The sequence below is a fragment of the Alcaligenes faecalis genome, from assembly GCF_009497775.1.
In the GTDB taxonomy this organism is placed as follows: domain Bacteria; phylum Pseudomonadota; class Gammaproteobacteria; order Burkholderiales; family Burkholderiaceae_B; genus Alcaligenes; species Alcaligenes faecalis_D.
In genome coordinates, this window is record NZ_CP031012.1 from 1,228,419 (window position 1) to 1,242,373 (window position 13,955).

Here is a 13,955-nt window from a genome sequence, read left to right on the forward strand (position 1 = left end):
TTATCAAGGAATGTCATGATTCGCTTTCCGCGCATCGAGCGTTTGCCGCCTTACGTGTTCAACATTACTGGCGAGCTGAAAATGGCCGCCCGCCGTCGTGGCGAGGACATTATCGATATGTCCATGGGGAACCCGGACGGAGCGACACCGGCGCACATCGTGGAAAAGCTGGTCGAGGCGGCCACCCGCCCGGACACTCATGGATATTCTGTCTCCAAAGGTATCCCGCGTCTGCGCCGGGCCGTGACCAATTGGTACGAGCGCCGCTACAATGTGCACTTGGATCCTGATAGTGAAGCGATCGTTACCATCGGTTCCAAAGAAGGTCTGGCCCACTTGATGCTGGCAACCCTGGACAAGGGCGACACCGTGCTGGTGCCCAACCCCAGCTACCCCATTCATATTTATGGTGCCGTCATTGCCGGCGCGAATATCCGTTCGGTGCCCATGGTCCCTGGCGTGGACTTTTTCGAGGAAATCGAAAAAGCCGTGCGGGAGTCCATTCCCAAGCCCAAAATGATGATTCTGGGTTTCCCCAGCAATCCGACGGCCCAGTGCGTGGAGCTGTCCTTTTTTGAGCGTATTGTGGCGCTGGCACGCGAGCACAATATTCTGGTGGTACATGATCTGGCCTATGCCGACATTACCTTTGACGGCTACGTGGCCCCCTCCATCATGCAGGTGGAAGGCGCGCGCGATGTAGCGGTCGAGTTTTTTACCATGAGCAAAAGCTACAATATGGCCGGCTGGCGTATTGGCTTCATGGTGGGGAACGAGTCCTTGGTCAATGCCCTGGCACGTATCAAGAGCTATCACGACTACGGCACCTTCACACCGATTCAGGTGGCCGCCATTGCGGCGCTGGAAGGGCCACAAGATTGTGTCAACGAGGTGGTGGAGCAGTACCGCCGCCGTCGCGACGTACTGGCCAAGGGCCTGCATGAAGCAGGCTGGATGGTCGATGTCCCCAAGGCATCAATGTATATCTGGGCCAAGATTCCCGAGTTCTACAAGGACATCGGTTCGCTGGAGTTTGCCAAGCGCTTACTGAGCGATGCCAAAGTAGCCGTATCCCCCGGCATCGGCTTTGGTGAGTATGGCGACAACTATGTGCGCTTTGCGCTGATCGAAAACGAGCAACGTACCCGTCAGGCGGTACGCGGCATCAAAGAAATGTTCCGTAAGGACGGATTTGTTCAATGAGTCCTATCAAAGTAGGTTTGCTGGGTTTGGGTGTGGTTGGCAGCGGCACCTGGAACGTATTGAAACGCAATGCAGATGAAATCGCTCGCCGCGCCGGTCGCCGTATTGAGGTGGTCGCTATTGCTGTGCGTGACCTGGAAAAGGCACGCGCGCTGGTTGGGGACGAAGTCACCCTGACCACAGACGGCATGGACGTGGTGCGTAACCCTGATATTGATATTGTGGTCGAGCTGGTGGGTGGCGACACCCTGGCACGCGAGTGGGTCATGGAAGCCATTGCCCAGGGCAAGCACGTGGTCACCGCCAACAAGGCACTGCTGGCCAAGCATGGCAACAAGATTTTTGCCGCTGCTCACGAGCGTAGCGTCATGGTGGCATTTGAAGCCGCTGTGGCCGGTGGTATTCCTATCATCAAGGCAATTCGCGAAGGCCTGACGGCCAACCGTATTCAGTGGCTGGCCGGCATTATCAACGGCACCACCAACTACATCCTGTCCGAAATGCGCAACCGTGGCGTCAGCTTTGCTGAAGCCCTGGCCGATGCCCAGCGACTGGGTTACGCCGAAGCCGATCCTACTTTCGATATTGAAGGTGTGGACGCTGCGCACAAGCTGAGCCTGCTGGCCTCCCTGGCCTTCGGTATTCCTGTGCAGTTCAGCAAGGCTCACGTGGAAGGCATTACCAGCCTGGCACTGGAAGACCTGCAACACGCACAACGTCTGGGCTACAACATCAAGCTGCTGGGTATTACCCGTGCTCGTGAAGAAGGTATTGAGCTGCGCGTACACCCCACACTGGTCCCGCTGCAAAGCATGCTGGCCAATGTGCAAGGTGCCATGAACGCGGTGCTGGTACATGGCGACGCCGTGGGCCAGACCGTGTACTACGGCGCCGGTGCCGGTGCCATGCCAACCGCCTCGGCGGTGGTGGCCGATCTGGTGGACGTGACTCGTTTGCAAACCGCAGAACCTGAACACCGCGTGCCTTATCTGGCTTTCCAGCACAACGCCATGTCCGATACCCCCATCCTGCCTATGGATGAAGTGGTGTCCTCGTACTACCTGCGCTTGCGTGTGGACGACCGTCCTGGTGTTCTGGCTGATGTGGCCCGCATTCTGGCTCAAGCCTCGATCTCGATCGGTTCCATGTTCCAGGAGCCGGCTGGCGAACAGGCCGATATCATCTTCCTGACGCACGAAGCGCGTGAAGGTGCCATCAATGGCGCGATCAGCCAGATTCAGAATCTGCCTTTTGTACAGTCTGCCGTGACCCGTTTGCGCGTGGAGAACCTGTAATGAATTACGTATCCACTCGTGGCGGCATGAAGGCCCAGCCATTCTCGGACATCTTGCTGGAAGGCTTGGCTCCGGATGGCGGCCTGGCCATGCCAGAAAGCTACCCCCAGGTCAGTGCAGAAATGCTGGAGTCCTGGCGCGCCCTGAGCTACCCCGAACTGGCCGCCAAAGTGCTGGGCCTGTTTGTCACCGATATTCCGGCTGATGAACTGTCCGCCTTGACGGCACGTGCTTACGCACCCGGCGTGTTCGACAGCGAGCAGGTGGTACCGGTCAAGGAACTGGAACCCGGTTTCTCCTTGCTGGGCTTGTCCCAAGGTCCAACCCTGGCTTTTAAAGACATGGCCATGCAGTTTCTGGGCCAGGTGTTTGAATACGTGCTGACACAGCGCAACAGCACCCTGAACATTGTGGGCGCCACTTCCGGCGACACAGGTTCGGCGGCTGAATACGCCTTGCGCGGCAAGCGTGGCGTCAGCGTGTTCATGCTCTCGCCCTACGGCCGCATGAGCGCTTTCCAGCGCGCCCAGATGTACTCCTTGCAAGACGAAAACATCCACAACCTGTCGGTCAAGGGTGTGTTCGATGATTGCCAGGATATCGTCAAGGCTTTGGCAGGCGATCTGGAATTCAAGTCCAAATGGCATCTGGGTGCCGTGAACTCCATTAACTGGGCACGCATTTCCGCTCAGGTGGTGTACTACTTCTGGGGCTGGTTGCGCAGCACGAACCAGGCGGGTCAAAAGGTCTCGTTTGCCGTTCCTTCGGGTAACTTCGGCAATATTCTGTCGGGTCACATTGCTCGTCAGATGGGTCTGCCTATCGCCAAGCTGGTTCTGGCCACCAACGAAAACAACGTGCTGGAAGAGTTCTTCCGCACGGGTATTTATCGTCCCCGTGGTTCCGAGCAAACTTACGCCACGTCCAGCCCGTCCATGGACATTTCCCGCGCCTCCAACTTTGAGCGCTTTGTGTTTGATCTGCTGGGCCGTGATGGCAGCAAGGTCAAGGCATTGTGGGAACAGTTGAGCAAGGAAGGCCAGTTCGACCTGAGCGAGCATCTGCCACGCTTCCAGGAAGAGTTCGGCTTTGTGGCCGGTGCCAGCTCGCACCAGGATCGTCTGAACACGATTGCCCAGGTGAACCAGCAGTACCAGACTCTGATCGACCCGCACACGGCAGACGCCGTCAAGGTGGCTCAGAACTTCCGCGAAGAAGGCATCCCCATGCTGGTGCTGGAAACTGCGCTGCCTGCCAAGTTCTCCGAGACCATCGAAGAAGCAATTGGTCAGCCCGCTCCGGTGCCTGCACACTTGGCCGGTCTGGCAGACTTGCCACAGAAAGTGGTGGTGATGGATTCGGATGTGGCTCAAGTACGTCGCTACATCGAGGAACACGCCCCAACCTGATGCCTGCTGCCTGCGCTGGCCTTGTGCTGGCGCAGCCATAGCGGCCAGGTAGTCGTTTCAAACCCCGATTTCGATATTCCTGCTGGCCTGACTGATGTTCAGTTTGCTTGGCAGGAAAGCAGAAATCGGGGTTTTTGCGTTTTTGGCCGGTTTTGCCGCAAGACTGGCCGGGCTGCGGTTCCGCCGCCAACTGAACTTTTTCTATCAGGTCTTCATCAAAAACACACGATATGCGGGCATGATGTCTATGGCCTTTGGTATAGGCAGATAGGCGGCTCGTCTATCGAACATAGAGAAAGGATAGAAAAATCATGAGTAAAACAACTCACGTTAAATTACGCCCTCTGGAGCGCGAAGACCTGCGCTTTGTGCACTTGCTGGACAATAATGCCAGCGTGATGCGCTACTGGTTTGAAGAGCCTTACGAAACCTATGGCGAGCTGGCGGCTCTGTACGACGAGCACATTCACGATCAGCGCGAACGCCGTTTTGTGGTGGAGTGGGAAGGACAACCCTCCGGTGTGGTGGAGCTGGTGGAAATTGATTATGTGCACCGCCGGGCGGAGTTCCAGATCATTATTGCGCCGGAGTTCCAGGGCAAGGGCATTGCCTCGCGGGCGACCAAACTGGCTATCGAATACGGTTTTGGGGTGTTGAACCTGTACAAGATCGTGTTGATTGTGGATAAGGAAAACCACAAGGCCATTCACATTTATCAGAAGTTTGGTTTCCAGGTCGAAGGCGAGCTCAAGCACGAGTTCTTCATTAATGGTCAGTACCGGGATGTGGTGCGTATGTGCCTGTTTCAGCTGGAGTTTCTGGCAGCCCATAAGCCTGCGCAGACTTTGCTGACGCCCTTGGCGCAATAATGCTTTGCCGTAATAGCCCTTGTTCTGAAGGGATGGTAAGCGCGGCCCTGGTGTATGGCCGTGTTCCTTGGCATGACTCTGTTTGATTGTCTGGGTGCGTGGTGAGCGTGTACCAGCTTGCTCAGTCGTGGCCTTTACAGATGTGCCGCTTTCAGGCCGCTGCGCACAGCGCCTTCCAGCACACCGGGGTAGCCGGTATCCGTCCAGTCACCCGCCACACGAATGGCTGGCCACGGTGTCGTTACTGAAGGACGACGCAAGCCGGGTACGGCTGCAAAAGTGGCTCGCTTTTCGATAATCAGCTCGCTGGCTCGTACCGCAGGCATGGCTTTCAGGTGCCGGGTTTGGCTGCGTACCTGCTCGATAATCGCGGCAATGGCTTGCTCGCGATCCAGTGCTTGCAGGCGCACTGCGTCGCTGATGACGATCCCCACCAGCGTTTCGCCGCTGCCCGGTTTCAGGGCGCTGTGATCAAACAGCCATTGCCCGCCGCTGCCACTGCTATCGTCCAGCATCAACATAGAGTGGGGCAGATTCCAGGGCTGTTCCAGTTCCAGATAGAGGGTGGCGATAGGGACATAGCTGAACGCCTCCAGATCCGCCAGCAGTTGTTCGCTGGCCGGGCTGCTGGGCAGGCTATGCAGCAGGCGCGCTGCTTGTACGGGCGGACAAGCCACAATGGCTGCATCAAACTGCAGGCCGTCAATTTGTACGCCCGCTTCCGTCAGTTCCAGCCTTTGCACCCGGTGACCCAGCTGTAGCTGAATATCGCGCAGGGCAGATTCGCACCAGAGCTGGCTTAAGTCTGTCAGCGGGATCAAGGTTTGGCTGGCTTGGCGGGGACCGCCCAGACTGTCGCGCAGGACATGGGCAAACAATTGGGCGCAGGCTTGCTCAATCGGGGTGTTCATGGCGGCCACACACAGCGGTTGCCAGAACAGACGGATGACATGGCTGTCTTGCTGGTGCTGCTCCAGGAGCTGCAACACCGTCAGACCGGCTGGGGTACGCCATTGCTGTTTCATCAGCCAGTGGCAGAAGCGCGCCAGCTGGATTTTTTGCGACCAGCTCAGGCCTTGGGCACCGAGCAGGCCGGTCAATAAATGGAAGGGGGCGGGCAGGGCGCGATTACGCAGGCGAAAATGTCCGTCGGCCGAGATCACGTCCAGATTCTTGCGTTCCAGACGCGAGGCTTCGTCCAGTCCGATTTCCCCCATCAAACCCAAAATGACGGAGTAGGCCCCCAGCATGATGTGCTGGCCGTTATCGGTATCGCGCCCCAGATTGGGGCTGTGGATGCGGCGGGCACGCCCACCTATATGGCGCGAGGCTTCAAAGACACTGGCCTGATGGCCTTGGGTCTTCAGTCGCCAGGCGGCGGCACAGCCCGCCCAGCCAGCCCCGATAACGGCGACTTTCATCGGCCCAGTTTGCGTTGCAAGCTGCGGCCGCCCGATACCCAGGTTTTCCAGGCCAGCCAGAACTTGCGAATGGGCGTCAGCGAAATACGCTGTTCCAGTACATGCCAGCGATCATTGGCAATTTCCACCAGCAGGGCATGGTAGATGGCCGCCATCAACAGGCCGGGGCGTTGTGCCCTGCGGTCAACAGCAGGCAGGGCGCGCATGGCCTGGCGGTACAAGTCCTGGGCACGTTCGGTTTGAAAGGCCATCAGGGCCTCGAAGCGCTCCGAGTGTTGCTGATCCAGAATCTCGTGTGGCGATACGCCAAACTTGTCCAGATCTTCCTGAGGCAGGTAGATGCGGCCACGACGAGCGTCATCGCCTACATCACGGATGATATTCGTCAGCTGAAAGGCCAGCCCCAGTTTTTGGGCATAGTCGCTGGTCTGTTCCTGGGTTTGGCCAAAAATACGCGCCGACAGCAGTCCCACCACGCTGGCGGCATGCCAACAGTAGCGTTCCAGCTCGTTCCAGCTTTGGTAGCGCACCTGGTCCAGATCCATTTCCATGCCGTCAATCACGGCCAGCAGCTCGTCCTGTGGCAGGCCGAACGCCTCAATATGAGGAGCCAGAGCCTGCATCACCGGGTGATGGGCACGGCCCTCAAACAGGTCAGCCACTTGTGTGCGCCACCACACCAGCTTCATGCGGGCAACCGATTCCTCGTGAACCTCGTCCACCACGTCATCAACCTCGCGGCAAAACGCATACAGCGCCGTGATGGCGCGGCGGCGTTCAGGCGGCAGAAACAAAAAGGCGTAGTAAAAACTGGAGCCGCTTTGGGCTGCCTTGTTCTGACAATACTCGTCTGGGCTCATGGACGTTCAGGGTCGGTAAGGGGTACGGCTCAGGCCGCGGGCAATCAGGCGTAGCCAGTCCAGGCGGGACAGGGTGGGACGATGGCTGAAGACATCAAACTTTACCGCTTCCAGGCGTTCCAGAATACGCAGGCCGCCCAGGACCATCATTTTCAGTTCCAGGCTGATACGCCCGGACAGGTAGCTGGACAGCAGCAGCCCAGCTTGCAGGCGTTGACGGGCATCGGTAACCAGCAACTGCATCATTTCCTGCCAGCGCGCATCGGCCTCGGGCTGACGCAGCAACTGGGTACGGGCCTGGATGTAATCATCATCCAGATCATATTGGGCCAGCAGGTCTTGCGGGATATAGACACGGTTCTTGTGCCAGTCCAGCGCCACGTCCTGCCAGAAATTAACCAGTTGCAGCCCCGCACAGGTGGAGTCGGCCATCTCGACCAGCTCCGGGCTGTGGGCTTCATACAGATGCAGCATCAGACGGCCAACCGGGTTGGCCGAGCGGGTACAGTAATCCAGCACTTGCGCCATATCGCTATAGCGATGGGTGGTGACATCCTGGCGAAACGCAGACAGCAGGTCCAGAAAAGGCTTGAGTGGCAACTGGAAGTTGCTGATGCTGCTGGCCAAAGGGACAAAAATTTCGCTGTGCGGGGTATCGGCCAGGACGGGCTGGTGATATTGCAGTTGTTCTATTCCGGTTTCGAACTGCGCCAGCAGTTCCAGGCGCTCGGCAGCGCTTAAATCGCCTTCATCAGCAATGTCGTCGGCGCTGCGGGCAAAACGATAAATATCGGTGACCGGTCGGCGTAGCCGACGAGGTAGCAGCACAGAGGCGACAGGGAAGTTTTCATAGTGCTCGATAGACATAGTCCGCCAGTATACGGCTTTCGTTTCCACTAGGGCTGGTTTAGACTTTCGTATTGCTTCGGGGAGAACCATGCCACGTCCTATCTCGGCCACCATTCATATTGCGTCACTGCGTCACAATCTCGATATGGTTATTCAGAGCCTGAATAACGCCACGGCTCCATCCGGCGTAAAACGGCCCCATATCTGGGCCGTCATGAAGGCCAATGCTTACGGTCATGACATCGAAAATGCGGTGCGAGCATTCAGTGCCGCCGAAGGCATGGCGATGCTGGACCTGAAAGAAGCCATACGCTGTCGGGCTGCCGGTTGGACCGGCCCCATCATGTTGCTGGAAGGTTTTTTCCAGCCTGAAGATCTGGATGTGCTGGCCGAATTTGGCCTGACCACCGTCATTCATTGCCACGAGCAACTCAAGATGCTGGAGCAGTGGAAGGGCGGGGTGGCCTTGAATGCCATGGTCAAGCTCAATAGCGGCATGAACCGTTTGGGTTTCAGCGTGGATGATTACCCCGCTGCTTTCGAGCGCGCCCAGCGTCTGCAAAAAGCGGGCAAGCTGGGCACGGTCGGTCGCATGACGCACTTTGCGCGCGCCGACGACAATATCGACGCCACGCTGGAGCAGATTCGCTGCTTTAACCGGATCACCGACGGCTTGCCCGGCCCGGTCAGTGTGTGCAATTCAGCCGCAACCCTGAGTCCCGACCTGGGCGCATACATGCCCTCCGGTCCGGATCACTGGGTACGCCCTGGTATCTGTTTGTACGGCAGCTCTCCTTTTGCGGACATCAGCGCCGATGACTTCGGTTTGCAGCCCGGCATGACCCTGGCCGCTGAACTGATCAGCGTGCGCGGCGTCAAGCAGGGTGAGGGCATCGGTTACGGCCATACCTATATTGCCGAGCAGGCCATGCGCATTGGCGTGGTGGCTTGCGGCTATGCCGATGGTTACCCGCGCCATGCGGGAACCGGCACCCCCATTACCGTCAACGGTGTACGTACCCGTTTGCTCGGTCGTGTCTCCATGGACATGTTGGCAGTAGACCTGACCCCGGTGCCCGCCGCCGGTGTAGGTAGTCAGGCGGTGTTGTTCGGTCAAGGCGGGCCCAGTGTGGATGAAGTTGCCGCAGCAGCGGGAACCCTGGGCTACGAATTGATTTGTGCGGTGGCGCCACGCGTACCGCGCATCATCCAGGATTAACACCAACAAGGCATAGCCATGAAAAATAAATGTGTACTCGTTACCGGCGCTACCAAAGGAATCGGCTGGGCAATCAGCCAAAGGCTGGCCGATGCCGGGGCCCACGTGGTGGGTCTGGCCCGCCATACCGAGAGCATTGATTTCCCCGGATATTTGTACTCCTGCGATTTGAGCAATGCAGGCGAGACCGAGGAAATGCTGCGCGTTATCCGCGAAAAATACCCCGTTGATGCGGTGGTGAACAATGTGGGTATGGTCGCCCCCGAGCCTATTGGTCAGGTGGACCTGGCTAATCTCTATCAGGTGTTTGACCTGAATGTGCGTGTGGCGGTGCAAGTGGCCCAGGCCTTCATCCCCTCGATGAAAGCGCGCAAGGAAGGCCGCATCGTCAATATTTGCAGTCGTGTCGTGCACGGCGGTTCCGACCGCACCAGCTATGCCGCAGCCAAAAGTGCCTTGCTGGGTTGTACCCGCACCTGGGCGCTGGAATTGGCTCCTTACGGCATTACCGTCAATGCGGTCTCTCCTGGTCCGATCGAAACCGAATTGTTCCGTGCCAATCATCCCGTTGGCAGTGAAGCCGAACAGCGCAGCCTGTCCTCCATTCCTTTGGGACGTTTTGGACAGGCCGCGGAGGTGGCTGCTGCGGTGACCTTCCTGCTAAGCGATGAAGCTGCTTATATCACCGGCCAGAATCTGGGCGTGGATGGCGGCGGCAGCCTGGCCGGACGTTAAGGAATTTCTATGGCCACTAGTACTCGTGCGGCCCGCAAGGCCAAAGTTGTATTTGTTTGCACAGAGTGCGGGGCAGATACACCCAAGTGGGCGGGCAAATGCCCGGCCTGCGGGGCTTGGAACAGCTTGCAGGAAACTGTGGAGACACCGGCTGCGGCCAGTGCCCACCGTTTCGCTTCCCTGGCCGGTTCCAGCCCGGTTCAAAGTCTTTCAGATGTGCAGGCGCGGGAACTGCCACGTGTGCCCACGGGCATAGGCGAGTTCGATCGTGTCCTGGGCGGAGGTCTGGTTGAAGGCGGTGTGATCCTGATCGGGGGCGACCCCGGAGTCGGTAAATCCACGCTGCTGCTGCAAGCCATGGCCGCCTTGGCCCAGCAAACCAAAGTTCTGTATGTGACCGGCGAGGAATCTGCCGAACAGGTCGCCTTGCGTGCCCGCCGTCTGGGCGTGCCTACCGAGGGCGTGGATCTGCTGGCCGAAATTCGTCTGGAATCCATCAGCCAGGCTTTGCAGTCGCATCAGCCCAGCGTGGTGGTGATCGACTCGATTCAAACCCTGTATTCGGATCAGCTCAGTGCCGCTCCCGGCTCGGTGTCGCAGGTGCGCGAATGTGCGGCCCAGCTTACCCGCTTGGCCAAGCAAAGCGGCACCTCCATGATTTTTATTGGTCACGTCACTAAAGACGGGACCTTGGCCGGGCCGCGTGTGCTGGAGCACATTGTGGATACGGTGCTGTATTTCGAGGGCGACACGCATTCCTCCTTCCGCATGGTGCGCGCATTCAAGAACCGCTTTGGCGCGGTGAATGAGCTGGGCGTATTTGCCATGACGGAGAAAGGCTTGAAAGGGGTCAGCAACCCTTCGGCCCTGTTCTTGTCGCAACACTCCCAGTCGGTAGCCGGTTCCTGCGTCATGGCCACCCAGGAAGGCACACGGCCTTTGCTGGTGGAAATTCAGGCTTTGGTGGACTCGGCCCATGTGCCCAATCCGCGTCGCTTGTCTGTGGGGCTGGAAAGCTCCCGTCTGGCCATGCTGCTGGCGGTAATGCATCGTCATGCTGGCGTGGTCACTTATGACCAGGACGTGTTTGTAAACGCCGTCGGTGGCGTCAAGATTACCGAGCCAGCTGCTGACCTGGCGGTGCTACTGGCTATTTTGTCCTCCCTGAATAACCGCCCCTTGCCACGCGGCCTGGTCGTGTTCGGGGAAATTGGCCTGGCCGGTGAAATTCGTCCGGCCCCGCGTGGGCAGGAGCGTTTGCGCGAAGCGGCCAAGCTGGGTTTCAGCATCGCCTTGATTCCCAAGAGCAATGCTCCGCGTCAGCCGGTTGAGGGCCTGGAAATCTGGGCGGTAGACCGGGTGGAAGACGCTGTCGACCGTCTGCGTAATCTGTAATCGCCATGATAAGTATTGAATTGATCCTGGCCTGTTTGCTGGGAGGCGCGCTTATTGGCTATACCGGCGGGGTTCTGGGGATTGGCGGTGGCTTGCTGGCGATTCCGCTGCTGGGCCTGATTCTGGGTATGGACCAGCAAACCGCTCAAGGTACAGCCCTGATCATGGTGGTGCCTGCGGTGCTGCTGACCGTGCGCCAGTACCATCGCCGCAACCATATTGATTTCCGCCGCGCGGCATTGGGGGCGATCTCTTCCATTATCTTTACCTGGCTGGGCGCACGTCTGGCCTTGGGTATGGATGCGATCTTGCTGCGTCGCATTTACTCGGTATTTGTGATGGCCATTGCCCTGTATTATTTCGACCAGAGTTTGGGCTTTTCCCGACGCCGCCGTCGCAGTGACAAGCCGCGTCCGGACCCGGGGTCGTTTGGTCAGCTGTGGTATATCGCGGTAGGCATGATGGCCGGTTTGGCCGGGGGCATATTTGGTGTGGGCGGCGCGGTGCTGGTGGTGCCATTCCTGACCAGTCGTATGGGCTATAGCCAGACCGGCGCACAAGGTTTGGCGCTGTCCATGATTATTCCCGGTACCCTGGTCGCCTTGGCGACGTATGCGTTTCATGGTCAGGCCACCTGGCAGGTTGGAATACCGATGGCCATGGGCAGCCTGCTGCTGGTGCCTTTTGGTGTGCGTCTGGCCTACCGTCTGCCCGAGAATCGTCTGAAGTTTATTTTTGCCTGCATGCTGGTACTGATCATGGCCCTGTTGCTGGCCCGTGCCTGAGGAGCTGCCGTGAGCGCCCAATCCGAAACTGTCTATTCCTTGCCCGGTGGCGGTACCTTGTTGGCACCGGAGCTGGCCAATCAGCTGGATCTGGAACCCGAAGCCTTGCAGCACTGGTTCGAGGCCGCTTCCTACGGCGACCAGGCCAGCAAGGTCGGGCAGGGTGGTCGTCAGGCTGCCTGGTTTGTGAACGGGCCTTTTGGTCAGGCGGTGCTGCGTCACTACCGTCGTGGTGGTCTGGTGGCTCGCTTCAATCAGTCCAGCTACTTGTGGCAAGGTGCCTCCCGGACTCGCAGCTGGCGAGAATTTCAGGTGATGTCTTATTTGCACAACAAGGGTTTGGCCGTCCCCAAAGTGCTGGCGGGCGCGTGGTGGCAGCAGGGTTTTTGGTACCATGCGGCCCTGATAAGCCAGCGGGTGCCCGATGTGCAGCCTTTGACTCTGTGCCTGGACCGCGCCTCCCCCGAAGCGGTGGCGCACGAGATTGTCCGCATGCACCAATTCGAGGTTTGGCACGCTGACCTTAACGCCTACAATATTTTGCTGGATGCGAATGACAAAGTCTGGCTGATCGATTTTGACCGTGCACGACAGGGGCCAGTCAGCCCCGCCCAGGCGCTGGGTAATGTGCAACGCCTCAGACGATCTTTGCTCAAAGTGTGTGGGCCGCGTGGCGATATGTGGTGGCAGCAGATGTTTTCTGCTTACCGCCACGAAACGCAGCGTTAATTACGACTACGGGCTTTAAAAAAGCTTTATCATCTCGCCTTTTGGGTTTTTCGCTTTCGATAGGAAGGGGACTCGTGATGTCTTTTGGGATGAACACACCACAGGTACTCGCCGGCCTGCTGGCCGCTGCTGCCATCATGCCTGTTGCACAGGCACAAAATCAGGTTGTTAACGTCTATAACTGGGCTGAATATACGGCCCCCGACACCTTGTCCGGCTTTCAGAAAGCCACGGGCATTACCGTGCGGTATGACGTTTACGATAATAACGACACCTTGCAAGCCAAGTTGTTGACGGGCAAGTCGGGTTACGACGTGGTGGTTCCCTCCACGCATTACGCAGCGCGTCAGATCGAAGGCGGTTTGTTCCAGAAGCTGGATAAAAGTCAGATTCCCAACTGGTCCCATCTGGACCCGGACATCATGGCTTTGCTCTCCGATGTGGACCCCGGCAACGAGTACCTGATTCCCTGGGGCTACGGCACCAATGGCCTGGGCTACAACGTCACCAAGGTCAAAGAGATCATGGGTGAGCAGGTGGATCTGGGCAACTGGGACATGCTGTTCAAACCTGAAAATGCCGAGAAGCTGAAAGGCTGTGGCATTTCCATCCTGGACGAAGCCGCCCAGGTATTCCCGGCCGTGCTGCACTACATTGGCAAAGATCCCAACAGCAGCAACGAAGCCGACTACCGCGAGGCTCTGGACCTGCTCAAGCAGATCCGTCCTTACGTGCGTCAGTTCAGCTCCTCCGGTTATATCGACGAGCTGGCTGCGGGTGATCTGTGCATGGTCTACGGTTTCTCCGGCGACGTGATGATCTCGGCCGACCGTGCGCGTCAGGCGAAAAAGCCTTACGCCATCGACTACTACATTCCGCAAGGCGGGGCGCCAGTCTGGTTTGACACCATGGCCATCCCCAAGAGCGCGAACAATGTGAAAGAGGCCCACGCCTTTATCAACTACATTGAAACGCCGGAAGTCCATGCTGCCATTACCAACACCATGTTCTACCCGAACGCCAATAAGGATGCGCGTGAGTTCGTGGTCAAGGAAGTGGCCGATAACCCCATGATTTACCCTTCGGCCGAAGTCTCCAAGACTTTGTTCGTCATCAAACCACAGCCATTGAAGGTGCAGCGTCTGCAAACGCGCCTGTGGGCTGAACTCAAGTCTGGACGTTAAGG

The 13,955-nt window shown here is 58.2% G+C and carries 14 protein-coding genes; 11 read left to right on the plus strand and 3 right to left on the minus strand.

What is annotated here, in order from left to right:
• The first annotated feature begins 15 nt into the window (after positions 1-15).
• The 5 genes from alaC (at position 16) to speG (ending at position 4,776) form a co-directional block, all read left to right on the plus strand.
• On the plus strand, positions 16-1,203 hold the full coding sequence (gene alaC / locus DUD43_RS05590; RefSeq protein ID WP_153229474.1) for an alanine transaminase: 1,188 nt from the start codon (positions 16-18) through the stop codon (positions 1,201-1,203).
• Entirely contained in the window at positions 1,200-2,498 is a 1,299-nt protein-coding gene (locus DUD43_RS05595) for a homoserine dehydrogenase (protein ID WP_153229475.1), read from the plus strand. Before alaC ends, DUD43_RS05595 begins: the two co-directional genes overlap by 4 nt.
• Positions 2,498-3,907: a threonine synthase gene (gene thrC / locus DUD43_RS05600; protein ID WP_153229476.1), complete on the plus strand. Its 1,410-nt coding sequence runs from the start codon at positions 2,498-2,500 to the stop codon at positions 3,905-3,907. The genes DUD43_RS05595 and thrC overlap by 1 nt, the downstream gene beginning before the upstream one ends.
• 94 nt (positions 3,908-4,001) lie before the next feature.
• Entirely contained in the window at positions 4,002-4,178 is a 177-nt protein-coding gene (locus tag DUD43_RS05605) for a hypothetical protein (protein ID WP_153229477.1), read from the plus strand.
• A 40-nt stretch (positions 4,179-4,218) separates the two neighbouring features.
• Positions 4,219-4,776, plus strand: coding sequence for a spermidine N1-acetyltransferase (gene speG, locus DUD43_RS05610; RefSeq protein ID WP_153229478.1), 558 nt, complete (start codon positions 4,219-4,221; stop codon positions 4,774-4,776).
• Positions 4,777-4,910: 134 nt separating this feature from the next.
• Here the strand turns inward: speG and hpnE are convergent, their stop codons facing one another.
• From hpnE to hpnC, 3 genes are read right to left on the minus strand one after another with little or no spacing between them, the layout of a single operon-like run.
• On the minus strand, positions 4,911-6,197 hold the full coding sequence (hpnE, locus tag DUD43_RS05615; RefSeq protein ID WP_153229479.1) for a hydroxysqualene dehydroxylase HpnE: 1,287 nt from the start codon (positions 6,195-6,197) through the stop codon (positions 4,911-4,913).
• Positions 6,194-7,057 (minus strand): presqualene diphosphate synthase HpnD, encoded by an 864-nt coding sequence (hpnD, locus tag DUD43_RS05620; RefSeq protein ID WP_153229480.1) that lies wholly within the window; start codon positions 7,055-7,057, stop codon positions 6,194-6,196. Before hpnD ends, hpnE begins: the two co-directional genes overlap by 4 nt.
• 6 nt (positions 7,058-7,063) lie before the next feature.
• On the minus strand, positions 7,064-7,924 hold the full coding sequence (hpnC, locus tag DUD43_RS05625; RefSeq protein ID WP_153229481.1) for a squalene synthase HpnC: 861 nt from the start codon (positions 7,922-7,924) through the stop codon (positions 7,064-7,066).
• 70 nt (positions 7,925-7,994) lie between these two features.
• Between hpnC and alr the strand changes: the two genes are divergently transcribed.
• The 6 genes from alr to DUD43_RS05655 all read left to right on the plus strand — a co-directional run bounded on the left by alr (position 7,995) and on the right by DUD43_RS05655 (position 13,953).
• On the plus strand, positions 7,995-9,125 hold the full coding sequence (gene alr, locus DUD43_RS05630) for an alanine racemase (RefSeq protein ID WP_153229482.1): 1,131 nt from the start codon (positions 7,995-7,997) through the stop codon (positions 9,123-9,125).
• 18 nt (positions 9,126-9,143) lie between these two features.
• Positions 9,144-9,860: an SDR family oxidoreductase gene (locus DUD43_RS05635; protein ID WP_153229483.1), complete on the plus strand. Its 717-nt coding sequence runs from the start codon at positions 9,144-9,146 to the stop codon at positions 9,858-9,860.
• A 9-nt stretch (positions 9,861-9,869) separates the two neighbouring features.
• Entirely contained in the window at positions 9,870-11,255 is a 1,386-nt protein-coding gene (gene radA / locus DUD43_RS05640; protein WP_153229484.1) for a DNA repair protein RadA, read from the plus strand.
• A gap of 5 nt (positions 11,256-11,260) precedes the next feature.
• A complete protein-coding gene (locus tag DUD43_RS05645; RefSeq protein ID WP_153229485.1) occupies positions 11,261-12,040 on the plus strand; it encodes a sulfite exporter TauE/SafE family protein in 780 nt (259 codons plus the stop codon).
• A 9-nt stretch (positions 12,041-12,049) separates the two neighbouring features.
• On the plus strand, positions 12,050-12,769 hold the full coding sequence (locus DUD43_RS05650; protein WP_153229486.1) for a 3-deoxy-D-manno-octulosonic acid kinase: 720 nt from the start codon (positions 12,050-12,052) through the stop codon (positions 12,767-12,769).
• Positions 12,770-12,846: 77 nt separating this feature from the next.
• Complete coding sequence (locus DUD43_RS05655) at positions 12,847-13,953, plus strand: polyamine ABC transporter substrate-binding protein (protein ID WP_153229487.1); 1,107 nt, start codon at positions 12,847-12,849, stop codon at positions 13,951-13,953.
• Positions 13,954-13,955: the final 2 nt, after the last annotated feature.

Excerpts from the sequence above, each read along its gene's own strand:
- DUD43_RS05595 (WP_153229475.1), top strand. The coding sequence starts at position 1,200 with ATGAGTCCTATCAAAGTAGGTTTGCTGGGTTTGGGTGTGGTTGGCAGC.
- DUD43_RS05635 (WP_153229483.1), top strand. The coding sequence starts at position 9,144 with ATGAAAAATAAATGTGTACTCGTTACCGGCGCTACCAAAGGAATCGGC.
- thrC (WP_153229476.1), top strand. The coding sequence starts at position 2,498 with ATGAATTACGTATCCACTCGTGGCGGCATGAAGGCCCAGCCATTCTCG.
- DUD43_RS05655 (WP_153229487.1), top strand. The coding sequence starts at position 12,847 with ATGTCTTTTGGGATGAACACACCACAGGTACTCGCCGGCCTGCTGGCC.
- alaC (WP_153229474.1), top strand. The coding sequence starts at position 16 with ATGATTCGCTTTCCGCGCATCGAGCGTTTGCCGCCTTACGTGTTCAAC.
- hpnD (WP_153229480.1), bottom strand. The coding sequence starts at position 7,057 with ATGAGCCCAGACGAGTATTGTCAGAACAAGGCAGCCCAAAGCGGCTCC.
- hpnC (WP_153229481.1), bottom strand. The coding sequence starts at position 7,924 with ATGTCTATCGAGCACTATGAAAACTTCCCTGTCGCCTCTGTGCTGCTA.
- DUD43_RS05605 (WP_153229477.1), top strand. The coding sequence starts at position 4,002 with ATGTTCAGTTTGCTTGGCAGGAAAGCAGAAATCGGGGTTTTTGCGTTT.
- alr (WP_153229482.1), top strand. The coding sequence starts at position 7,995 with ATGCCACGTCCTATCTCGGCCACCATTCATATTGCGTCACTGCGTCAC.
- hpnE (WP_153229479.1), bottom strand. The coding sequence starts at position 6,197 with ATGAAAGTCGCCGTTATCGGGGCTGGCTGGGCGGGCTGTGCCGCCGCC.
- radA (WP_153229484.1), top strand. The coding sequence starts at position 9,870 with ATGGCCACTAGTACTCGTGCGGCCCGCAAGGCCAAAGTTGTATTTGTT.
- speG (WP_153229478.1), top strand. The coding sequence starts at position 4,219 with ATGAGTAAAACAACTCACGTTAAATTACGCCCTCTGGAGCGCGAAGAC.
- DUD43_RS05645 (WP_153229485.1), top strand. The coding sequence starts at position 11,261 with ATGATAAGTATTGAATTGATCCTGGCCTGTTTGCTGGGAGGCGCGCTT.